The following is a 21,483-nucleotide window of genomic DNA, read 5'->3' as shown; positions in this document are numbered from 1 at the left end:
CCGTGCGGGGTGGTGCGATTCCGGCGCGCATGGCGCGGCGGCCAGGGGATGGCGGCTACAATGCGGCAGCCCGGAACCACGACCCACACGAACACCGCATGACCCAAGCCTCCCGCGCGTACTTGCTCGGCCCCTTGCTGAAAGGGGTGTCGCGCTCGTTCTACCTGACGCTCGCCGTGCTGCCCGCCGGCATGCGCGATCCGATCGGCCTCGCTTACCTGCTTGCGCGAGCGGCGGACACGATCGCCGATACCTCGCTGCTGCCGCCCGCGCGGCGTCTCGAATGGCTGCTGTCGCTGCGCGAGCAGACCAACGGCCGGCCCGACGAGGCGGCGTTGCGCACCATTGCGGCCGAGGTGGCGAGCCAGCAAACCGCATCCGACGAGAAGGTGCTGCTCGAATCGCTCGGGCCGGCGCTCGCGATCCTCGCGCAGCTCGACGATACGGATCGCGCGGCCGTGCGCGGTATCGTCACGACGTTGAGCCAGGGCATGGAGTTCGACCTCGTCACGTTCCCCGACGAAACCTCGGGGCAGCTCGCCGCGCTGCCCGACGACGCGGCGCTCGATCGCTATACCTATATGGTGGCCGGCTGCGTCGGAGAATTCTGGACGACCATGACGCTGGTTCATCAGCCCGGCAAGCTGTTGCGCGACGGCGACGAGATGAAGGCGCTCGGCATTCGTTTCGGCAAGGCGCTGCAACTGACCAATGTGCTGCGCGACGCAGCCAAGGACGTGCGGATCGGCCGCTGCTATCTGCCGCTCGACCGGCTGTCGCGCGCGGGCATTGCGCCGGCCGATCTGCTTCGCGAGGACGCTTCGCAGCTTGCGCGGCCGGTGATGCTCGATCTGGTGCGCGTGTCGCTCGGCCATTTCCGCGCGGCCGTCGATTACACGTTCGCGATTCCGCCCACGGCGATGCGGCTGCGCCTCGCCTGCATCTGGCCGATCGTGATCGGCCTGCAGACGATGCGCTTGCTGGTGGAGAACGACGCATGGCTCGCGCCGGGCCGCGCCTCGAAGGTGCGCCGCAACGATGTCTACAAGCTGATTGCGTGGTCGATTCCGCGTTCGCTGTCGAACCGCAGCCTGCGCCGCTGGTTCGACGGGTTGCTCGGCGATATCGAGCGAGCGCTCGACGCGTAACGGGCTGCGCGCTGACGGCAGTGGTGGTTGGGTTTGGCGTTTGAGCACTGCTCGGCTGTGGCTTGATACCGGTCGGTTGCCACTGGGCTGCCGTTTGACCACCGCATGGGCATTGGTTGGCCAGCCTCGGCCACCGCTCGACCACCGGAGCCACTGCGCCCACCGCGTCGACTTCGCCCACCGCGCCCACCGCGACCGTGGTCGCCGAAGCCACCCCCCCGCCAAACGCAATCCAACTTCCCCACCCACGCCCCGCCTTCACATCTTTCTGTTTTATTTGAAAATCCTTCAATAGTCGGCCCAATTCTCAATATTTAGCGCCGGTTTCAGAATGGGCTTCAGTTCTTCTTGCCCAGGCTGACTCATGCGACTCGATCACGCGACGATCGTCACCGATGACCTCGACGGCGTATGCCGCTTCTTCGCCGAGGTGGCCGCCCTGACACGCGGCCCGCGCCCGCCGTTCGCGGTGGACGGCGGCTGGTTCTACGCTGACGGCCGTGCGGTGATCCACGTGGTGCGCGCGACGCAGCCGGCGATGGCCGGCCGCGGCGTGCCGCGCATCGATCACGTGGCGCTGCGCGTCGATGACAGCGATGCATGGGCCGCCCTGATCGCGCGCGTGCAGCAGCACGGGCTGCGCCATCAGGTGAACCGCGTGCCGCTGTCCGGCGAGCTGCAATTGTTCGTGCCGCTCGCCCCCGGTGTGACGATCGAGTTCGTCATGGCGATGCAGGAAGAACCGGCCCCGTGCGCCATCACACCTCCCTCATCCCGCAACGAGTGACATCGACCATGACGATCATCAGTAATCCAGATCTTTTCAGCCCCGCCACGCTGGCGGGCCGCGATACCGCCCATCGCATCGTGATGGCGCCGATGACGCGCGCCCGCAGCACGCAGCCCGGCGACGTGCCGAACGCGACGAACGCGCGCTACTACGCGCAGCGCGCCTCGGCGGCGCTGATCGTGACCGAGGCCACGCAGATCTCGCCGCAGGGCAAGGGTTATTCGTTTACGCCCGGCATCCATAGCGACGCGCAGGTCGCGGGCTGGCGTGGCGTGACCGATGCGATCCATGCCGAGGGTGGCCGCGTGTTCCTGCAGTTGTGGCACGTCGGGCGCATGTCGCACCCGGATTTCCACGACGGCGCGCTGCCGGTGGCGCCATCGGCGGTGCCGTTCGACGCGCAGATCTGGAAGGTCGATCCGGCCACCGGCCAGGGCGCGATGGTCGATTGCCCCACGCCACGCGCGTTGCATATCGACGAGATCCGACAAATCGTTCAGGACTACCGGCAAGCGGCGCGCAATGCGATCGAAGCCGGCTTCGATGGCGTCGAGGTGCATGGCGCGAATGGTTATCTGGTCGATCAATTCCTGCGCACGTTGTCGAACCAGCGCACCGACGAATACGGCGGTTCGCGCGAGAACCGTCTGCGCTTCCTGAAGGAAGTGGTGGACGCGATCGCCGACGAGATCGGCGCCGAACGCACCGCAATCCGTCTTGCGCCGTTCCTGACCGCACGCGGCATGGCCTGCCCCGACATTTTGCCGACCATTCTGGAGGCGGCCGTGTTCCTGCAGGCGCGCGGCATTGCCTATCTGCATCTGGTCGAGGCCGATTGGGACGACGCGCCGCAATTCACCGAAACGTTCCGCCGCGAGATCCGCGAACGTTTCGTACAACCGATCATCGTGGCCGGCAACTACGACGTCGAGCGCGCGAACTGGGTGCTCGGGCACGGCTACGCCGATTTCGTCGCGTTCGGCCGGCCGTTCATCGCGAACCCCGATCTGCCGTACCGGCTCGAACACGGCCTGCCGCTGGCCGAGCCGGACGGCGCCACGCTGTTCGGCGGCGATGCGCGCGGCTACACCGATTACCCCGCGCTCGCGCGCGAGGCCGAAGCGGCGCGGTAAGCGCCCGCATTCCCGTGAACCAACCTTGATGGAGGCATTTCCGATGACATTCGACGGCAAGCAGGTACTCGTGGTGGGCGGCAGCTCCGGCATCGGCGAGGCGGCGGCACGCGCGTTCGCGGAGCGCGGCGCGACCGTGACGATCGTCTCGCGCAACGCGCAGAAGCTGGCCGAGAGCGCGTCGCGCATCGGCCATGGTGTGCGCACCGCCGCGCTCGACATCACCGACGACGACGGCGTGCGCGCCTGGCTCGACGCGGCGGGCGCGTTCGATCACGTGGTGGTGTCGGCCGCGCAGACGGCCACCGGCCCGGTGCGCGGGCTCGACCTGAAGGACGCGCAGGCGGCGATGGACAGCAAGTTCTGGGGCGCCTACCGCGTCGCGCGCGCCGTGCGGATTCGCGAGGGCGGCTCGCTGACGTTCGTGTCGGGTTTCCTGAGCGTGCGGCCGAGTGGCGCGTCGGTGCTGCAAGGCGCGATCAACGCCGCGCTCGAAGCGCTGGCGCGCGGGCTGGCGCTCGAACTCGCGCCGGTGCGCGTGAACACCGTGTCGCCGGGGCTGATCGCCACGCCGCTGTGGTCGAAGCTCGACGAGGCAGCGCGCGAGAAGCTCTATCAGGGCGCGGCCGGACGGCTGCCGGCGCGGCGCGTCGGCCAGCCGGAGGACGTCGCGAATGCGATCGTCTATCTGGCGTCCACGCCGTATGCGACCGGCTCCACCGTGCTGATCGACGGCGGCGGCGCGATCGCCTGAGCGAAAGGGGGCGCGGCGAACCGTTGACGCTCGCTGTTGACGACGCGCGCGCCGCCGAGCAACCGGGCCGCGCCTCGATCGGCGGCGCGTTGCGCCTCGATCGGCGGCGCGCTGCGCGTCGGCCGCGTCCGATGAACCCGGCACGCGCCGTTCGCCGCCGAGCCGAGCCGAGCCGAGCCGAGCCGAGCCGCACCGAGCCGAGCCGAGCCGAGCCGAGCCGAGCCGAGCCGAGCCGCACCGAGCCGAGCCGCACCGCATCGAGCCGCACCGCATCGAGCCAAGCCAAGCCGCACCTCACCGCGTTACCATGCCGGGTGCCTCGCGCTCCGCATCGCCGCTTGCGGCATCAACGGCACCGGCCGCGCGCGCGTCGTAGGCAAGCAGCGCACGCCCACGCCACCCCATTCCCGACCCTCATGGACAACCTCGGCGACATCCGTCTCTTCGTGGAAGCCGCGCATCTCGGCAGCCTGTCGGCGGCTGGCCGCAAGCTCGGCTTGTCGCCGGCCGCGGCCAGCGCACGGCTCCTGAAACTCGAAGGCACGCTGAGCACGCAGTTGTTCGAGCGCTCGACGCGCAAGCTGCGCCTGACCGACGAGGGGCGGCTCTACCTCACGCACTGCCGGCACGCGTTGCAGACGCTCGACGACGCACGCGCCGCCCTGCAACTGGGCCGCGCCTCGATCGGCGGCGCGCTGCGCGTGTCGGCCACCTCCGATTTCGGGCGCGTGGTGCTGCGCCGCTGGCTCGACGAATTCAACGATCGTCACCCGCAAGTGGCGCTCACGCTGGTGCTGGCCGATTCGCTGTCGAACCTGCTGCACGACGACATCGATCTGGCGATCCGCTTCGGCGTGCCGGCCGACAGCGCGATGATCGCGCGCCGGCTGGCCGACAACCGCCGCGTGCTGTGCGCCTCGCCGGCCTATCTCGCCGCGCGCGGCACGCCCGCGCATCCCGACGCGCTGGCGGCGCACGATTTCATCCTGTTGGGTTCGTCGGCCGGCCTGGCCAACCAGTGGACGTTCTCGCGCGACGGCGAGACGGTGTCGTTTACGGCGCCGCCCGAGCGAGCGCGTCAGACCAACGACGGCGCGCTGGCCCGCGAATGGGCCGTGGAGGGGCGCGGCGCGGTGATGAAGTCGATCTGGGACGTGGGCGCCGACCTGCGCGCCGGGCGGCTCGTGCTGCTGCTGCCCGAGTGGCGCTGCCCGGACCTGCCGGTGCACGCGTTGTTTCAGCGCAGCCAGTACATGGCGCCGCGCGTGCGTGCGCTGCTCGATTTCCTGACGGAGCGCTTCGACGAGGCGGCCGGCGAGATCGCGCCGTTCCTGCGCTGAACGCGAACGCCGCCTACTTCGTGACGGCGAACAGCGTCAGGTTCATGAAGATCTTGAACGCGTAGCCGAGCGCGACCGCGCCGCTCACGCCGCCCGCCCAGAGCAGGATGAACCACACCCAGCCCGGCAGGCGGCGCGGGCGGCCCGCGCCGGTTTCAGTGGTGGTAGTAATGGTTGTCTTCATGGCGGATCTTGCCCCGGAATACCCAGTAGCCGAGCGTCGTGTAGGCGATGATGATCGGGATGATCACCGCCGCGCCCACCAGCGTGAACATCTGGCTCGAATGCGGCGCGGCCGCTTCCCAGATCGTGACGCTGCGCGGGATCGCATACGGGAACAGGCTGACCAGCAGGCCGATGTAGCCGAGTGCGACGAGTGCGAGCGCGAGCACGAAGGGCAGCGTATCACGGCGCGCACGGATCGCCCGAACCATCCACACGCCGCAGGCCACCACCAGGAACGGCACCGGCATCAGGTACACGAACAGCCCCGAACCGAACCAGCGCTGCGCGACGGCCGGCTCCTGCAGCGGCGTCCAGATGCTGACCACGCCGATCATGCCGAGCAGCACGATCGTCAGCGGCAACACCACGCGATGCAGGCGGCGTTGCAGGTCGCCTTCCGTCTTCGCGACCAGCCAGCAGCAGCCGAGCAGCGCGTAGGTGGCGATCAGGCCGAGCCCGGTCAGCACCGAGAACGGCGTGAGCCAGCCGAACGGGTCGCCGGCGAACTGGCCGTTCTGCACCGGAATGCCCTGCAGGTAGGCGCCGAGCGCGATGCCCTGGAAAAACGTCGCGCCGGCCGAGCCGCCGATGAACGCGAGATCCCACAGGTGCTTGGTGCGGCGCGCCTTGGCGCGCAGCTCGAACGACACGCCGCGGAAGATCAGGCACACCAGCATGAAGATCAGCGGCAGGTAGAGCCCCGAGAGCACCGTCGAATAGACCATCGGGAATGCCGCGAACAGCCCCGCGCCGCCGAGCACGAGCCAGGTTTCGTTGCCGTCCCAGACGGGCGCGACGGTGTTCATCATCAGGTCGCGTTCCTTCTCGTCGGGGAAGAACGGGAAGACGATGCCGATGCCGAGGTCGAAGCCGTCGAGCACCACATACATGAAAAGGCCGAGCGCGATGATCGCAGCCCAGATGACGGTGACGTCCATGATGGTTCCTTGTGCGTGTTCTGTCGGGGCGGCGCGGCTCAGGCCGCGTCGATCAACTGATCCGGCGCGGACAGCGGGCGGCGGCCGGAGTGATCGCCATGTCCGTCGTGGCCGCCGTGCGGCGCGTCGGGCAGCGCCGGGCCGGCGTTGATCAGCTTCAGCAGGTAGTAGATGCCGGTGCCGAACACCAGGAAGTAGACGCACACGAAGGTCAGCAGCGACAGCCCGACCTGCTGCGTGGTCAGCGGCGAAACCGCGTTCGCGGTGCGCATCACGCCGTACACCACCCACGGCTGGCGGCCGGCTTCGGTCGTGATCCAGCCCGCCAGCAGCGTGATGAAGCCGGTCGGTCCCATCACCAGCGCGAGCTTGTGGAACCAGCGCGCTTCATAGAGCCGGCCACGGCGGCGCAGCACCCAGCCCGCGAGCGCCAGGCCGATCATCGCGAAGCCGAGGCCCACCATGATGCGGAAGGTCCAGAAGATCAGCGTGGAATTCGGACGATCCTCGGGCGCGAAGCTCTTGAGGCCGCGAATCTCGCCGTCCCAGGTGTGCGTGAGGATCAGGCTGCCGAGGTGCGGCACCTTCAGCGCGTAGTGCGTGGTTTCGGCCTGCATGTCGGGGATGCCGAACAGGTTCAGCGCGGTGCCGCCCTGCTCGGTGTCCCACAGTCCTTCGATCGCGGCGATCTTGGCCGGTTGGTACTTGAGCGTGTTGATGCCGTGCTGGTCGCCCACCACCGCCTGGATCGGCGCGAGGATCAGCAGCAGGCCGAGCGCCATCGAGAACATCGTCGTGACGGTCTTGTCGCGGCGGCCCTTGAGCAGATGCCAGGCGCCCGTGGCGGCCACCACCAGCGCAGCCACGATGAACGCGGCGATCGCCATGTGCGCGAGGCGGTACGGGAACGACGGGTTGAAGATGATCTTGAACCAGTCGGTCGGCACGATGCGGCCGCCTTCGATCGCGAAGCCCTGCGGCGTTTGCATCCAGCTGTTGGAGGCGAGGATCCAGAACGTGGAGATCAGCGTGCCGACCGCCACCATCAGCGTCGCGCCGAAGTGCGCGCGCGGGCTGACGCGGTTCCAGCCGAACAGCATGATGCCGAGGAAGCCCGCTTCGAGGAAGAACGCGGTCATGACCTCGTACATCAGCAGCGGGCCGGTGACCGAGCCGGCGAAGCTGGAGAAGCCGCCCCAGTTGGTGCCGAACTCGTAGCTCATCACGACGCCGGACACGACGCCCATGCCGAACGCGACGGCGAAGATCTTCGACCAGTAATGACAGAGGGTTTTGTAGTGCGCCTGGCCGGTTCTGAGCCAGCGGTATTCGAGCACGGCGATGAAGCTCGCGAGGCCGATGCTCAGCGCGGGAAAGACGATGTGGAACGAGACGGTGAAGGCGAACTGCAGGCGGGCCAGATCCAGTGCAGAAAGAGCGGTTTCCATGAGCGTATGACCGATGCGTGCGACGGCCGCGGGCGGGTGCCGGGCGGCCCTCCCGTCGCCGCGCGATACGCTGCGACGCCGGGGATGGACGCAGTATCGTGATCGCGCCTGGGCTGTGAAATGTGCCAACTAGTCGCACTTTGATCGCGCCAAATTCTTGTTATTGATCAACATCTAGATAAGGCATTGATAAGCATCAAATTTTTGAAATCGCAGGCGGCGTGATCGAGATGCGGTAGTGCGTCGCACCTGCGGCAATCGACCGCTGAGAAGCGCGTGGCGTCCGCTTCGCGTTCATGGCTGCGCATGTCGACGATGGTCGGCACGGGAAACCGGAATGGCGCGGCATCGAACTGGCCATGGCGTTTCGATTGGCCGACGCGCCTTTTGCAATTGCCCTTCACGTCCGGCGCGCGCTTTTCCTTCGCCGGCTGTCCGAATATTTCTTCGCGTTACCGGGTAATCGAGGCCGGACCGCGCGACACGGTTTTGCCATCGGCCGGTCACGAATGTAACGACCGGCAAGAACCCTGCGCACACTCGTAACTGAAGCGGTGATGCGCACGAGTAGCGTCTCGGACATCGACAACCGCGGGCGGTACGGCCCGCGTTTTCCGGAGCGTGAAGTGAGCAAATTGAAAATCGTGCTCGGCGTCGCGGCGCTTGCCGCCGTGACCGCCACGAGTGCCGCGCATGCGGCGCGGGTGGGGGTGTATATCGGCGGCCCGGGCTGGGGGCCGGGGCCTTACTGGTATCCACCGCCCGTCTATTACGCGCCGCCGCTGGTGGCGGTGCCGATGGACCCGGGGCCGCCGCCCGAATACGTCGAGCAGGGCCAGCCGCCCGGCCCGGTGCAGCCCGAGCAGGATGCCGGCGCGCCGCCGCTGCAACCCGGCTATTGGTACTACTGCAACGCGTCGAAGCATTACTACCCGTATGCGAAGACCTGCGCGTCCGGCTGGCGTGAAGTGCCGGCCCGCCCGCCGCAACCCTGACGAGGCCCCCATGACATTCGAGATTCGAACTTGCGGGCGCTGGGCGCTCGTGGCGGCAGGCGCGGGCCTGTTGAGCGCCTGCGCGGTGGTGCCGCCCGGGCCGAGCGTGATGGCGCTGCCCGGCACGGGCAAGACCTTCAACCAGTTCCAGGTGGACGACGGCAACTGCCGCCAATACGCGATGAACCAGGTGGGCGGCGTGTCGGCCAATCAGGCCGCCACCGCCAGCGCGGTGGGCAGCGCGGCGATCGGCACCGCGCTCGGCGCGGCCGCCGGGGCGGCATTCAATGGCGGGGCCGGTGCGGCGGTTGGCGCGGGCGTCGGGCTGCTGGCCGGCAGCGCGGTGGGCGCGGGTGCGGCGCAAGGCTCGGCCTACGACGTGCAGCGCCGCTACGACTACGCGTACATGCAGTGCATGTACGCGGCCGGCGACCGCGTGCCGGTGCCGGGCCGGGTGCGCGGCGCACCGCCGCCCGATGGTTACGGCAATGGCGGTTACGGCGGCGCGTACGGCGCCAATCGCGGCTACACGCCGCCGCCGCCGCCCGACATGCCGCCACCGGACTGACCCGGACTGACCGCCCGGGCGCAACCCATCCGGAACGGCGCAATGCACCTGAAACGGGCATTGCGCCGTTTTTGTTCGAGCCGATAGTTATGAAATTAAGCAGCGACTACGGACCGGTTTCGACCCTTCCGGATGCGCGCAATCGTTTCACGTAATTCTTTTCTCATTACGGAATTTTGTGCAGTGCGAGGCGAGAGAATAAATTTCAAGCAATGCAAGCGATATACAGTATCAAGCCGGATTGATTCGCGAGAACATTTTGTATGGATCATGTCTTTTTTCAAATTCCCGGCGCAACTCGAAAATAAATGTATGTGCAACTAGTCGCCACTCGCTCGAGCGGCATCCGCGCCCGCAGGCAGACATCGGGAAATTGTTCCGACAAGCGAAAAATTGCTCACCAAAACTAGGTATTTGTTCAGACCCCTTCTTGTTGTCTGAACACAGACCTTGATCATGCTCAAATTGTGAACGGATAGTGCGCTATAACGCGCCACGCAGGCGTCGATATTGAGGGTATCCGCGCGCAGGCACATCACGTGCGGCGACTTGAGTTCGTGCCGTGTCGAAGTCACTCCCGGCGTTCGGCTTCATTCCGGAAATCAGAATTTCACGTCGTGGGCGGTCGGCGATAGATATGAAGAATCCCGCCGGCCCGACTTATTTCGCTCGCCATTTTTTGGAAACGGGGGAAATCGACTTTCAGGTCCCTTCGCAATTGCGCTGCACGTTATTCGCAATCAGGTATGGGAAAATCTTGAACGATCGATTACTATTTTTTAATTGAAATTTTTCCGAGAGATCCTTCGCTAAATGGAAGATTCATCAATACATCCATTGAAGCTGGCTGGCCTGACCACGCGGCTGTTTACGCGTGTCGTCGACAGGCCCCTGCGCGACCTCGGTTTCGCGCTGAGCCAGGTTCCCGTTCTCGGCCTGCTGAAAGCAGCAGGCGCGTTGTCGCAAGCCGAGCTTGCGCGTCGCATGCAGGTCGAGCAGCCCAGCATGGCGCAACTGCTGAACCGGATGGAGCGCGACGGCCTCGTCTGCCGCGTGCCCGATCCGGAAGACAAGCGCAGCCGCCTCATTTCCCTGACCGACGACGCTGCCCGGAAGCTGCCGGACGGCCGTGCGGTGCTCGAAGAGGCCGGCCGCGTCGGGCTCGACGGCTTGAGCGACGAGGAATGCCGTCAGCTCGCCAGCCTGTTGGGCCGCGTCAACGCCAACCTCGAACGCGCCACGCACGGCGATGGCCTGCCGCGTGAGCTGAACTTGTGTTGCGAGGTCGAAGGCGCGATCTGATGCTGGTTCGAAGGGGCGGTTCCGCCCCTTTCTCTCGCTTCGCTGCTCGTTGATCGGGACGAACCCCGCCAACCGGGCAGCGAAGTGCGTACACTCGGATTCTTCCTATCCATTGCGCCGGGCTCGCCGGCGCCATTCCGAGGACGCCCCTGATGATCGATTTACGCAGCGATACCGTGACGCGCCCAAGCCAGCCGATGCTGGCCGCCATGACTGCCGCCGAAGTGGGCGACGATGTCTGGGGTGACGATCCGACGGTCGCGCGGCTGCAGGCCGTCACGGCCGAGCGCGCCGGCAAGGCAGCCGGCCTGTTCTTCCCGAGCGGGACGCAGAGCAACCTGGCGGCGTTGATGGCCCATTGCGGGCGCGGCGACGAATACCTGGTCGGTCAGCAGGCGCACACCTACAAATACGAAGGCGGCGGCGCGGCCGTGCTCGGCAGCATCCAGCCGCAGCCGCTCGACAACGCGCCCGACGGCTCGCTGCCGCTCGAGCGCATCGCCGCCGCGATCAAGCCCATCGACCACCACTTCGCGCGCACGCGCCTGCTCGCGCTCGAAAACACGATCGGCGGCAAGGTGCTGCCGGCCGGCTATGTTGACGAAGCGACGGCGCTCGCGCGCAGCCGCGGGCTGGCGGCGCATCTCGACGGTGCGCGCGTGTGCAACGCGGCGGTGGCGAGCGGCGTGTCGCTCGAAGCGCTGTGCGCGCCGTTCGACAGCGTGTCGATCTGCTTCTCGAAGGGCCTGGGCGCGCCGGTCGGCTCGGTGCTGGTCGGCAGCCGCGAGTTGATCGACACGGCGAGCCGCTGGCGCAAGGTGCTCGGCGGCGGGATGCGCCAGTCGGGCGTGCTCGCGGCCGCGTGCCTCTACGCGCTCGATCATCACGTCGAGCGCCTCGCCGACGATCACGCCAATGCCGAGCGGCTGGCCGCGGGCCTCGCGCAGATCGGCGAGGTCAAGGTGCTGTCGCAGGCTACGAATATGGTGTTCGCGCAGTTCCCCGAAGCCGATTGCGTGGCGCTCGAAGCCTGGCTGAAGGCGCGCGGGATTCTGACGCAGATGCTGTACGCGTCGCGCTTCGTCACGCATCGCGACGTGTCGGGCGAGGACATCGATACGTTCGTGGCGGCGGTGGGCGCGTTCTTCGCGCAGGCGCGCCGCGCTTGAGCGTGCATCGTCGTCGTGCGTATAGCTAGCTAGCTGTATAGCGGCCGCCGGATGCGCGACCGCTGATCCCTTTCCGCCGCGCCGTTCAGGCCGGCACCATCACCGGCGGCGCGTCGTCGCCGGCATCGAGCATCTTCACCGCGAAGCCGTAGCAGCGCTCGATTGCCTCGGGCCGCATCAGTTCGGCCGGCGGGCCTTCGGCAAACACGTCGCCGTCGGCGAGCAACGCGATGCGGTCGGCATGACGCGCGGCCAGGTTCGGGTCGTGGACGATCGTCAGCACGCCGAGCCGCCAGTCGCGCGCCAGTTGCCGCACCGTGGCCAGCAGATGATGCTGGTGCGCGAGATCGAGCGCGGCGGTCGGCTCGTCGAGCAGCAAATAGCGCGGGGCGTCGGCGGGATGGCATGTGTCGTCGTCGGGCCACAACTGCGCGAGCACGCGCGCGAACTGCACGCGCGCCAGCTCGCCGCCCGACAGCGTCGTCACGTCGCGGCCGGTCAGCGTGCCCGCATCGGCCAGGGTGAGCGCTTGCCTCGCGATCGCATGATCGCGCGTGCCGAGCGCGCCCGTTTGCTTCGCATGCGGGTAACGGCCGAGCAGCACCAGTTCCTCTGCGAGAAACGGAAACGCGGGTTGCGCCGCTTGTGGCAGCACGGCGCGTAGCCGTGCGAGCTGCACCGCGCCGAGCCGATCGAGCGGTGTGCCATTGAGCGTGACGCGGCCGTCGATGCGAACCTGCCGGCCGAGGCCGCTGCCGCTTGTGTGGAAATCGCCCGCCAGCGCTTTCAGCAGCGTGCTTTTGCCCGCACCGTTGCGGCCCAGCAGCGCGGTGACCGAGCCGGGTGCGATGCGCAGCGAGAGCCCGCGCAGAATGTCGCGGCGGCCGCGGGCGAGGGAAAGTCGTTCGGCGATCAGCATGAGGGAAGGCGAGGGCGCGGCATCAGCCGCCGAGCGCGCCGCGACGCTTGCGCAGCAACGCGAGAAAGAACGGCGCGCCGATCAGCGCGGTCAGGATGCCGAGCGGGATCTCGACCGGCGCCACCACGGTGCGCGCGGCCAGGTCGGCGGCCACCACCAGCAATGCGCCGAGCAGGGCCGCCCCCGGCATCACGACGCGCTGGTCCGGGCCGCACACGAGCCGCACGCAATGCGGCGCGACCAGTCCGATGAACCCGATCACGCCCGTGCACGACACCAGCGCGCCGATGCCGAGCGCCGTGGCGATCAGCACGCCGCGCTTGACGCGCTGCACCGGCACGCCGAGATGCAGCGCTTCCGCCTCGCCGAGTTGCAGCGCGTTCAATGCATCGCGTTCGCGCAGCAGCCAGGCCGTGCCCGCGAGCGCGAACGGGGCGACCACGGCGATCGTCGACCATTGCGCACCGCCCACGCTGCCGAGGCTCCAGAACGTCAGCGAGCGCAGTTGCGCGTCGCTGGCCACGTAGGTCAGCAGGCCGATCGCCGCGCCCGCGAGCGCGTTGATCGCGATGCCGGCGAGCAGCAGCAGCGGCAGCGCGAGGCGGCCCTGCGTGGCGGCGAGCCGGTAGACCAGTGCGGCCACCGCGAGCGCCCCGGCGAACGCGGCGACCGGCAGCCACGCGGCCGGAACGGTTGCGGACGCAAGCATCGGGCCGAGTACGATCAGCGCGGCCGCACCGAGCGCCGCGCCGCTCGACACGCCCACCAGCCCCGGATCGGCCAGCGGGTTGCGGAACAGCGCCTGCATTGCCGCGCCCGATGCGCCGAAGCCGATGCCGACCAACGCCGCCAGCACCACGCGCGGCGCGCGAATTTCCAGCAGGACGGCGCGGGCCTGTTGCGACGCGGCGTCGGGCGTGAACAGCGCGGCGGCGAACTGGGCGGGTGTCAGCCGGTACGCGCCGATGCAGCAGGCGGCCAGCATCGCGAACAGCAACGCGGCGAACAGGCCGGCCAGCACGAGGCGCGCGGTGGTACGGCGGCGCGCGATCGCGTCGGAGGCGGCCGCTTCGGCGAGCGGGCCGGTGCCGGCGCTCGTCAAGGTGGTCGAGCCGGGCGGCATCAGGCGGCCGGCTTGGCGGCGGGGAGATGGGCGAGCGAGGCGGCATCGTCGCGATGCGCGGCGGTGGCCGAGGTCGCCGCCGAATCGGCGCTGCCGTCTTGCGGGTCGCGATGGGGATCGGCGATGGGCTGAAGATCGAATGCGCCGGCGGGCGCGGTGCGGCGCAGCCGGCGGAATAGCGGATGGCGAGGCATGAGGTGGATCTCCGGTCGAGGCGTCGAGCGTGGCTGGCTCGGTGGCGGACCCACCTGGCTTGCGTGTCGCCGGTGTCGGAACCGGCGAAAGACAGTCATGAAAGCTGAAATATTAAATGAGAATGATTATCAATACAATGTCGATGACAAATCCTTCTCGCAACTAACGGTCAGCCTGACGAGTCGCTTCGAACGAACTCCCGGCAAACCGCCGCGTAAACGGCATGTGGCCCGGAACACCGGGCCACATCATCAAGCTATCAGCGACTTTCAAGCCAGTCGGCGGAAAACGAAAAGGTGAGTGCCTACTTCGCAGCGACCGCCGCGGTCGCGACCTGGGCAGCCTGCGCGGCTTTCGCCTGCAGCACGACCTGCGAGACGCGCTCGATGAACTCGCGCTCGACGCTGACCACGGCCTCGCGCTTGCCCTCGGCCGTATCGACGATCAACCGGTAGGTGACGTCCTGGGAGATCCAGGCCAGATAGCCGACCACGGCCAGCATCACGCCGATCACCAGCCCGGCGCTCGATCCATACAGCGCCCCGGCAATCACGCCGGCCACGCCGATCAGCGAAATGCCGATCGGCACGATGCGATCCTTGTTGACGGTCACGACGCTGACGTCGCGAATGTCGCGCAGCGCAAAGACCAGCCCCGCACTCGACAGCCCGTTGCGCGTGACGGTGACACCGCGTTCGTTGAATGGGTTTTCCATAGTGTGAAATACCGAGCGGAAAACGGGGAGCGTAGCAGAATTCCCGTCGCGCTTGCCCGAATTCGGGGCACGACGGGATGACGACGATCAGAGAACCTGACCGACGAGAACGAGCCAAACGGCGTTCAGATCAGCGAGGCGCCATCTTCGAACAGGCGACCCGGGATGTGCGAGGCGACCGCCTCGGCGATCTGCACATCGGTGCTTTCGGCGGGGACGATGCGGCGGCGAGCCGGCGCGTCGAGGTGCATGGTCCATTCGACGAGCCGGTACGGCCGGCCCCATGGGCGCTGCATGGTTACCGAAACACGGCAACTCTGAACCGGAAACGCGTGTTCACGCGTCAGTATCGTGGGCAGATTGCTGAAAACAATATCTTCGATCATCGTTTCCTCCGGTCCTGTCTTCCCCGTTGGCGACGGTCGCCGGGCACGCGGGCAAAAAAAAGCCGCCGATGCTCAGGCGGCCAACAGGGGGGTGAGAGGATCCTCTCAATCCAGAATTAAATGAAACTTAAGAGCGGCCAAAAAAAACGTCCCGCCGGAGCGGGACGTTTCTGCCGTAGTACTTCGCGGGTAAAGCGAATGCTTAGAACTTGTGGCGGATACCGACGCGAGCAGCGATCTGGTTCTTCGAACCCGTGCCCGACGTACCGAAGTAGCTCGTCGACGAACCGATCTGCGCTTGCACGCCACGGCCCGAAGCTTGCTGGTACACGGCCAGTGCGTAGACGTCCGTACGCTTCGACAGTGCGTAGTCGACCGTACCGTTCACTTGGTTCCAGTGGTACGACGCGTTGCCTTGCGACGCGCTCGTGTACGTGTAGCCCACTGCGCCCGACAGAGCCGGCGTCAGAGCGTACTTTGCGCCAGCTTCGTAGGCGTTGTACTTCGTGCCGTTCGAGTTGATCGCGCTGAACGACGTGTTCGTCCACAGCAGCCATGCCGTTGCCGGGCCCCAGACGTAACGGCCACCCACGCCGAACGTACGCAGATCCTTGACCGTGCCCGTCGAGATGTTGGCGATGGCGGTCGAGAATGCCGGGGTCGACAGCGCCGGGAAGCGGATGTCCGTGTAAGCCGCGCCGATCGAGAACGGGCCGTTCGCGTAGTTCGCGCCGAAGCTGTATGCGCGCGACGAACCCGTCGTCGTGCCGACCGTCGGCGAGCCTGCGAAGGCGCCAGCCTGGTTCGAGAAGCCGTACAACGCGCCGAACGTCAGGCCGTAGTAGTTGGCGCTCTGGAACTTGACCGAGTTGTTGATGCGGCTCGAGGTCAGTTGGTCGATGTCGTTGACGTGGTAAGCGTAGTTACCGACGACCGTGTTGCCACCCGTCGAGTAGTTCGAACCGAGGATGTCGGTCGAGAAGGAGTACTGACGGCCGAACGTGACCGTGCCCATGTCGTTCTTCGACAGGCCGACGTAGGCTTGACGGCCGAACATCGCGCCGCCTTGGCCCAGCGTGCCGTTGCCGCTGTTGAAGCCGTTTTCGAGCACGAAGATTGCCTTCAGGCCGCTGCCCAGGTCTTCCGTGCCGCGGATGCCCCAACGGCTGCCTTGTGCAACGCCGTCGTCATACTTGAAATTCTTGGCCGAGCCGCCGGTAACCGAGCTGTGGTTAACGTAGCTGATACCTGCATCGATCACGCCGTAGAGCGTGACGCTGCTTTGAGCGTGAGCAGCGGTGGCCGTGGCTGCCAGGACGGCGGTGGTCAACAGTTTCTTGTTCAAGACAATCTCCGAGCGAAATTAGGTGTGTGCGGTTCCGGGGCTCTTGAAGGCGTTTGGAAGGAACGGACCGGACTTTACATGCGGGCGGCGCAAGGAATGTGACAGCGATTGTCATAATTCGCTTTTGTAGCGCCCGCACCACAGCAGACGAATGGCTCGTTGCACCTGCAACCGATATGACGAATTGGCTTTTGCTTTTCGCGGTTCGTCATCGATGCAGATGACGAACGCTTGGTTGGAGGCCGACCCCCCAAATGCGACGATGCGCTGCCAATTCAGCGTAATTCAATGCAAATCAACACGAAAAAGGGGATGCCATGCCGCGTTTGACCAACGGATTCGCGCAGTTCGCGAGGCTTGCCACGATCGGCGGCACGCTGATGTTCGCGGCCGCATCGGCGGCCTGGGCCGACGGCGCGCCGCTGAAAATCGGCACCATGAGCGGGCCGGACGCGCAGATCTGGAACGAGGTGGCGAAGGTGGCCGGCCACGACGGCCTGCAGATCAAGGTGATCGAATTCAACGATTACGTGCAGCCGAACGCGGCGCTCGATTCGGGCGATCTCGACGCCAACGGCTTCCAGCATCAGCCGTTTCTCGACAGCCAGATCAAGCAGCGCGGCTACAAGATCGTCAGCGTCGGGCTGACCTACACCGCGCCGATGGGCTTCTATTCGAAGAAGCTCAAATCGCTGAAGGACCTGCCCGACGGCGCGAAAGTGGGCATCCAGAACGATCCGTCGAACGGCAATCGCGCGCTGCTGCTGTTGCAGAAGTACGGCGTCATCAAGCTCAAGCCGGGCGCGGGCGTGAACGGCGTGAACGCCACGCCGCTCGACGTGGTGGCGAATCCGAAGCACATCAAGCTGGTGGAGCTCGATTCGGCGCAACTGCCGCGCGCGCTGCCCGATCTCGACGCGGCGTCGATCAACACCGATTACGCCGTCAAAGCCGGGCTCACGCCTACCAAGGATGCGATCGCGATCGAGGATCTGAAGGGGCCGTACGCGAACCTGATCGCCGTGCGCGCGCAGGATCGCGACAAGCCGTGGGTCAAGAAGCTGGTGGCGGCCTACGAGTCGGACGACGTGCGCAAGTTCATCGACGCGAAGTTTGCCGGTGCGATCGTGCCGGCGTTCTGAACGGCATTCGCCGCGAGGCGGCAAGATGCAAAAACGGCCGGAAGGCGCCACGCGCGCCTTCCGGCCGTTTTCATTGGCGCGAACGCGAACCGCGCGGCCTCAGGCCGACAGCAGCGATCCGGTACGGAACGGCGTGGTGCCGGCCACGCGGGCCACTTCCATGCCGGCCGTGGCGAAGCGCACCACCTGGCGCGCATACAGCACGCCGCGCACGCTGGCCTTCAGCGTGACGACACGTTCGGTCAATGGATCGACGATGTCGGCGATCTCCTGGCCCGGCTCCACCACGATGCCCACCGGCGTGCGGAACACCAGCACGCCCGACACCGGCGCGACCAGCGGCTCGACGCCGGCCAGCGGGGTGGCCGGATGCGCCAGCGGCGGCAGCGGCGCGGGCGTGCCGTCGATGGTGCCGCGCTGCGTCAGGTAATCGACGATGGCCTGCGCGTCGCGCTCGGCCAGTTCCCACGACACCTCGCGCTCGCTGCGCAGCTCCACCGTCACCGAAATCGCCCCGTTCGGGATCGGGAAGCGGTTGCCGAAGCGCTCGCGCAGCTCCGACCAGCAGAAGCTGTGCACCTCGTCGAACGGGTTGCCGACCGAATTCAGCGCGAGCAGCGAGGCCTGCGAGCCGAGGTAGCGCGCGAGCGGCTCGACGTCGGGCCACAGATCCGGGTTGGTATACAGGTGCATGACGGCGTCGTTGTCGCAGTGCAGGTCGAGCACCACGTCGGCGTCGTAGGACAGCCGCTGCAGCGCCAGCCGCTGCGATTCCAGCTCGGTGCGCGGCTTCTGCTCGGCCAGCGCCTCGCCCGTCGCGGTGCGCACGGCGGCCAGGTTCCGCGCCGCATCGGCCGTCAGCCGGCCCTCGATGCGCGGCATCACGAGCGCCGCGAGATCGTGGAAATTGCGGTTGAAGTTCTGCATCGTGTTCAGTTCGAAGCGGCCGAGATGGTCGCCGAACACGTGCTGGGACAGGCCGATCGGGTTCGGCACCGGCACCACGACGATCTCGTCGCGCAGCTTGCCGGCCGCCTCCAGCGCGGCGAAATGGCGCCGCAGCACCGTGGCGACCAGCATGCCGGGCAGCTCGTCGGCGTGCAGCGACGACTGGATGTAGACCTTCTTCCCGCTGCGGGGACCGTAATGGAAGCTGGTGATGTGGCGCTCGGTGCCGAGCGTGGGGGAAATCAGCGGATGGGTCAGCGTTTGCATGATCGGGGGCGGCCGGCCGGGAGCCGCCGCGCGGGTTCGTCCGGAGCGAGGAAACGACGATTGTACGTGGCGCGCGAAAAAAGCCCGGGGAAGCCCCGGAATCGGCGGGGGATCGACAAAGAATCGGCGCGGCGCGATTGCCCGGCGAGGCACCACGCCAAACCGCCCGCCACAAAGCACGACAGGCCCCGCAGGGCCTGTCGGATGCCGCATGGCAGCGGGATTACTTGCCGTAGACGTCGAAGTCGAAGTACTTCTTCGCCAGCTTGTCGTACGTGCCGTCCTTGCGCATCGCGACGATCGCGCCGTCGATCTTCGTCTTCAGGTCGGTATCTTCCTTGCGCAGGCCGATGCCGGCGCCTTCGCCGAGCGTCTTCGGATCGTCGATGTCCTTGCCGGCGAACACGAAGCCCTTGCCGCGCGGCGTCTTCAGGAAGCCGATTTCAGCTTGCACGGCATCTTGCAGCGTCGCATCGAGGCGGCCCGAGATCAGATCGGCGTAGACCTGGTCCTGGTTCTGGTAAGGAACGATCGTCACGCCCTTCGGCGCCCAGTACGTCTTGGCGTACGTTTCCTGGATCGTGCCCTGCTCGACGCCCACCGACTTGCCCTTCAGCGAATCGGCCGTCGGCAGCAGCGTGCTGCCCTGCTTGGCGACCAGGCGCGTCGGCGTGTTGAACAGCTTGGCCGAGAAGGCGATCTGTTCGGCGCGTTGCGGCGTCATCGACATCGACGACAGCACGCCGTCGAACTTGCGGGCCTTCAGGGCCGGGATCATGCCGTCGAAATCGTTTTCGACCCACACGCACTTGGCGGCGATGCGGCGGCAGATTTCGTTGCCCAGATCGATGTCGAAGCCCACCAACTTGCCGTCGGCGCCCTTCGATTCGAACGGCGCGTAGCTGGCGTCGACGCCGAAGCGGACCGTCGACCAGTCTTTTGCGTAGGCGCTGCCGGCCGAAACGGCAAGCAGCGAGATGGTCAGGGCCGCCAGAACTTTTTTCACTATGACTCCTCGTTATACGTGGGTTTGCGCGCGGTCGTGCCGCGTTTGCGCTCCGCCCGGCATGGCTGCCGCCGGGCTGACGGGATAAAACGCCCGGCCGATGTGGACGAGCGTTCGGTAAACATTATCAAGACAAAAAACGTCGCGGGTTGTTAGTAAAAGCCCGAATAGCGAGGGCTCCCCGCCACGTTCCGATATTTATTGAGATTTCTGCAATAACGTAAGGAAGCTTTCTGTGGTTGCTGCGAAAAATGATGGCAATCGGCGCGCGCCGATGCCCGGGCGTTCAACCGAGCGTGTCGGCCGCCGCCTGCTTCAGGCAGGCGATGAACTGCGTGACGGCCGGCGTCGGCAGCAGGTCGCGGCGCGACAGGATCGACAACTCGTAGGCCGGCAGCGTTTCCTCGAGCACGGCGGTGCGGATGCCGAGCGGCGCGACCATGTCGGCGAGCGGCTTGGTGAAGCAGCCGATCACGTCCGAGCGCGACACCAGCCCGAGCGTGACCGAGAACGACGACGGCGCGCGCAGCAGGCTGCGCGGCAACGGCAGCCCGTGGGTGGTGAACATCGACATCATCACGCTGTGCGGGAAATCCTCGGCATCGACCGTGACGATCCATTCCGCGTCGAGCAGGTCGGCCAGGCTGCGCGCCTTCGCGAGCGGATGCCCGGCGCGCATCACCACCACGAACTCGGTGGACAGCAGCGGCGTCTGCACGAACTCGCGATCGAGCGCGGGCAGGTGATGGATCGCGGCGATGTCGAGCGTGCCGTTGCCGAGTTGCGTCAGCGCGTTCGGCACCGTCACCTCGGTCAGATGCAGATGCACGTTCGGCATCGTCGCGCGGAACTTCTGCACGGCGCGCGGCAGCGCCGTCAGCGCGATCGACGGCATGGTGCCGACCGCCACGCGCCCCGACAGTTCGCCCTTCACCTGCTCGACCGCTTCCACCGCGCGCCGCATGTCGCCGAGCAGTTGCTCGGCGCGCGGCAGCAGCGCCTGGCCACAGGCGGTCAGCTCCACGCCGCGCACGCTGCGCACCAGCAGTTCCGCGTTGAGCGCCTGCTCGATCTCGCGGATCGTGTGCGTGATCGCCGGCTGCGTGACGCCGAGTTCGCGCGCGGCGGCGCGCAGGCTGCGGTGATGCGCGGCGGCGACGAAGGCTTGCAGTTGCGCAAGGTTCATGGGGTTGCGGATACGGGTCATCAGGGGTCCGGAAGAAGCGACGGGGAAGCAAAAAGGCTTATGCGCAAGAAAACGTGTCTTGCGCCACAATCGCAACGGTATCAAATCCTGGCCGGGCCGCCGCCGGGCATTGCGCCGGCTCCGCATTCGGTTGCGGTCGCATCGATGCGAGGGTGGTTGGCGCAATGGCGTGCCGGGGTTGATGCGCTGCGCAAAAACCGTGTCGTCGCGGGACATCGTTTCGACACGAAGCCTCGCTAGGCTGGCTCGCACCCGGTGCGGGCCGCGAGCGAACGCGCGTCACACAATGCGTCGCAAATCGGCGGCCGTTAGTTTTTTCGATGCGCCGCGATCAAATAATCCAATTTCCGCTCGCGAAACCGAGCCGTTAGTATTCACAGACCCTAAGCAGTACCCGGTTCCTCTTTCCCCACGAGCCGG

General features: G+C 66.8%; 23 protein-coding genes. 11 read left to right on the top strand and 12 right to left on the bottom strand.

Annotation, left to right across the window (positions count from 1 at the left end; all coding sequences use genetic code 11):
- The first annotated feature begins 98 nt into the window (after positions 1-98).
- The 5 genes from AB4850_RS14005 (at position 99) to AB4850_RS13985 (ending at position 5,165) form a co-directional block, all read left to right on the top strand.
- Entirely contained in the window at positions 99-1,148 is a 1,050-nt protein-coding gene (locus tag AB4850_RS14005; RefSeq protein ID WP_414440408.1) for a phytoene/squalene synthase family protein, read from the top strand.
- A 364-nt stretch (positions 1,149-1,512) separates the two neighbouring features.
- Complete coding sequence (locus AB4850_RS14000; protein WP_414440407.1) at positions 1,513-1,935, top strand: extradiol dioxygenase; 423 nt, start codon at positions 1,513-1,515, stop codon at positions 1,933-1,935.
- Positions 1,936-1,943: 8 nt separating this feature from the next.
- On the top strand, positions 1,944-3,071 hold the full coding sequence (locus AB4850_RS13995; protein WP_414440406.1) for an alkene reductase: 1,128 nt from the start codon (positions 1,944-1,946) through the stop codon (positions 3,069-3,071).
- A gap of 43 nt (positions 3,072-3,114) precedes the next feature.
- The gene (locus tag AB4850_RS13990; protein WP_414440405.1) at positions 3,115-3,825 is read left to right on the top strand and encodes an SDR family oxidoreductase; all 711 of its coding nucleotides are present in this window, start codon (positions 3,115-3,117) and stop codon (positions 3,823-3,825) included.
- A gap of 416 nt (positions 3,826-4,241) precedes the next feature.
- Positions 4,242-5,165: a LysR family transcriptional regulator gene (locus AB4850_RS13985; RefSeq protein WP_414440404.1), complete on the top strand. Its 924-nt coding sequence runs from the start codon at positions 4,242-4,244 to the stop codon at positions 5,163-5,165.
- 13 nt (positions 5,166-5,178) lie between these two features.
- On the opposite strand, the gene AB4850_RS13980 is transcribed toward AB4850_RS13985, so the two are convergent.
- The 3 genes from AB4850_RS13980 to AB4850_RS13970 are packed head-to-tail and all read right to left on the bottom strand — an operon-like array spanning position 5,179 to position 7,776.
- Positions 5,179-5,349: a hypothetical protein gene (locus tag AB4850_RS13980; protein WP_414440403.1), complete on the bottom strand. Its 171-nt coding sequence runs from the start codon at positions 5,347-5,349 to the stop codon at positions 5,179-5,181.
- Positions 5,321-6,328, bottom strand: a complete 1,008-nt coding sequence (gene cydB, locus AB4850_RS13975) for a cytochrome d ubiquinol oxidase subunit II (RefSeq protein WP_414440402.1) — start codon at positions 6,326-6,328, stop codon at positions 5,321-5,323. Before cydB ends, AB4850_RS13980 begins: the two co-directional genes overlap by 29 nt.
- 38 nt (positions 6,329-6,366) lie before the next feature.
- The gene (locus AB4850_RS13970) at positions 6,367-7,776 is read right to left on the bottom strand and encodes a cytochrome ubiquinol oxidase subunit I (protein WP_414440401.1); all 1,410 of its coding nucleotides are present in this window, start codon (positions 7,774-7,776) and stop codon (positions 6,367-6,369) included.
- Positions 7,777-8,072: 296 nt separating this feature from the next.
- Here AB4850_RS13970 and AB4850_RS13965 point away from each other — a divergent pair, with 296 nt between their 5' ends.
- From AB4850_RS13965 to ltaE, 5 genes are all read left to right on the top strand, one after another.
- Positions 8,073-8,291, top strand: coding sequence for a hypothetical protein (locus AB4850_RS13965; protein WP_414440400.1), 219 nt, complete (start codon positions 8,073-8,075; stop codon positions 8,289-8,291).
- Between the two features lie 111 nt (positions 8,292-8,402).
- Positions 8,403-8,771: a hypothetical protein gene (locus AB4850_RS13960; protein WP_414440399.1), complete on the top strand. Its 369-nt coding sequence runs from the start codon at positions 8,403-8,405 to the stop codon at positions 8,769-8,771.
- A 10-nt stretch (positions 8,772-8,781) separates the two neighbouring features.
- Complete coding sequence (locus AB4850_RS13955) at positions 8,782-9,339, top strand: hypothetical protein (RefSeq protein ID WP_414440398.1); 558 nt, start codon at positions 8,782-8,784, stop codon at positions 9,337-9,339.
- An 837-nt stretch (positions 9,340-10,176) separates the two neighbouring features.
- A complete protein-coding gene (locus tag AB4850_RS13950) occupies positions 10,177-10,641 on the top strand; it encodes a MarR family winged helix-turn-helix transcriptional regulator (protein ID WP_414440397.1) in 465 nt (154 codons plus the stop codon).
- 152 nt (positions 10,642-10,793) lie between these two features.
- Positions 10,794-11,810 carry a low-specificity L-threonine aldolase gene (gene ltaE / locus AB4850_RS13945; protein ID WP_414440396.1) on the top strand — a complete coding sequence of 339 codons (1,017 nt, stop codon included), beginning with the start codon at positions 10,794-10,796 and terminating at the stop codon, positions 11,808-11,810.
- An 85-nt stretch (positions 11,811-11,895) separates the two neighbouring features.
- Here the strand turns inward: ltaE and AB4850_RS13940 are convergent, their stop codons facing one another.
- From AB4850_RS13940 to AB4850_RS13915, 6 genes are all read right to left on the bottom strand, one after another.
- Positions 11,896-12,729, bottom strand: coding sequence for a heme ABC transporter ATP-binding protein (locus AB4850_RS13940; RefSeq protein WP_414440395.1), 834 nt, complete (start codon positions 12,727-12,729; stop codon positions 11,896-11,898).
- Between the two features lie 22 nt (positions 12,730-12,751).
- Positions 12,752-13,852, bottom strand: coding sequence for a FecCD family ABC transporter permease (locus AB4850_RS13935; RefSeq protein WP_414440394.1), 1,101 nt, complete (start codon positions 13,850-13,852; stop codon positions 12,752-12,754).
- The gene (locus AB4850_RS13930) at positions 13,852-14,046 is read right to left on the bottom strand and encodes a hypothetical protein (RefSeq protein ID WP_414440393.1); all 195 of its coding nucleotides are present in this window, start codon (positions 14,044-14,046) and stop codon (positions 13,852-13,854) included. Before AB4850_RS13930 ends, AB4850_RS13935 begins: the two co-directional genes overlap by 1 nt.
- A 305-nt stretch (positions 14,047-14,351) precedes the next feature.
- On the bottom strand, positions 14,352-14,762 hold the full coding sequence (locus AB4850_RS13925) for a DUF6232 family protein (RefSeq protein ID WP_414440392.1): 411 nt from the start codon (positions 14,760-14,762) through the stop codon (positions 14,352-14,354).
- Positions 14,763-14,887: 125 nt separating this feature from the next.
- Positions 14,888-15,148 (bottom strand): DUF2866 domain-containing protein, encoded by a 261-nt coding sequence (locus tag AB4850_RS13920; protein ID WP_414440391.1) that lies wholly within the window; start codon positions 15,146-15,148, stop codon positions 14,888-14,890.
- A gap of 202 nt (positions 15,149-15,350) precedes the next feature.
- The gene (locus AB4850_RS13915) at positions 15,351-16,493 is read right to left on the bottom strand and encodes a porin (protein WP_414440390.1); all 1,143 of its coding nucleotides are present in this window, start codon (positions 16,491-16,493) and stop codon (positions 15,351-15,353) included.
- 380 nt (positions 16,494-16,873) lie between these two features.
- Here AB4850_RS13915 and AB4850_RS13910 point away from each other — a divergent pair, with 380 nt between their 5' ends.
- Positions 16,874-17,635: a MetQ/NlpA family ABC transporter substrate-binding protein gene (locus AB4850_RS13910; protein ID WP_414442029.1), complete on the top strand. Its 762-nt coding sequence runs from the start codon at positions 16,874-16,876 to the stop codon at positions 17,633-17,635.
- Positions 17,636-17,734: 99 nt separating this feature from the next.
- On the opposite strand, the gene AB4850_RS13905 is transcribed toward AB4850_RS13910, so the two are convergent.
- From AB4850_RS13905 to AB4850_RS13895, 3 genes are all read right to left on the bottom strand, one after another.
- Positions 17,735-18,850 carry a succinylglutamate desuccinylase/aspartoacylase family protein gene (locus AB4850_RS13905; RefSeq protein ID WP_414440389.1) on the bottom strand — a complete coding sequence of 372 codons (1,116 nt, stop codon included), beginning with the start codon at positions 18,848-18,850 and terminating at the stop codon, positions 17,735-17,737.
- Between the two features lie 223 nt (positions 18,851-19,073).
- Positions 19,074-19,856 (bottom strand): ABC transporter substrate-binding protein, encoded by a 783-nt coding sequence (locus AB4850_RS13900; RefSeq protein ID WP_414440388.1) that lies wholly within the window; start codon positions 19,854-19,856, stop codon positions 19,074-19,076.
- A 286-nt stretch (positions 19,857-20,142) separates the two neighbouring features.
- Complete coding sequence (locus tag AB4850_RS13895; RefSeq protein WP_414442028.1) at positions 20,143-21,042, bottom strand: LysR family transcriptional regulator; 900 nt, start codon at positions 21,040-21,042, stop codon at positions 20,143-20,145.
- Positions 21,043-21,483 lie beyond the last annotated feature (441 nt).

The sequence above is a fragment of the Burkholderia sp. 22PA0106 genome (assembly GCF_047497155.1).
Classification (GTDB): Bacteria; Pseudomonadota; Gammaproteobacteria; order Burkholderiales; family Burkholderiaceae; genus Burkholderia.
Note: the sequence above shows the minus strand (reverse complement) of the source record. Positions and strands in the feature narration are given on the sequence as shown.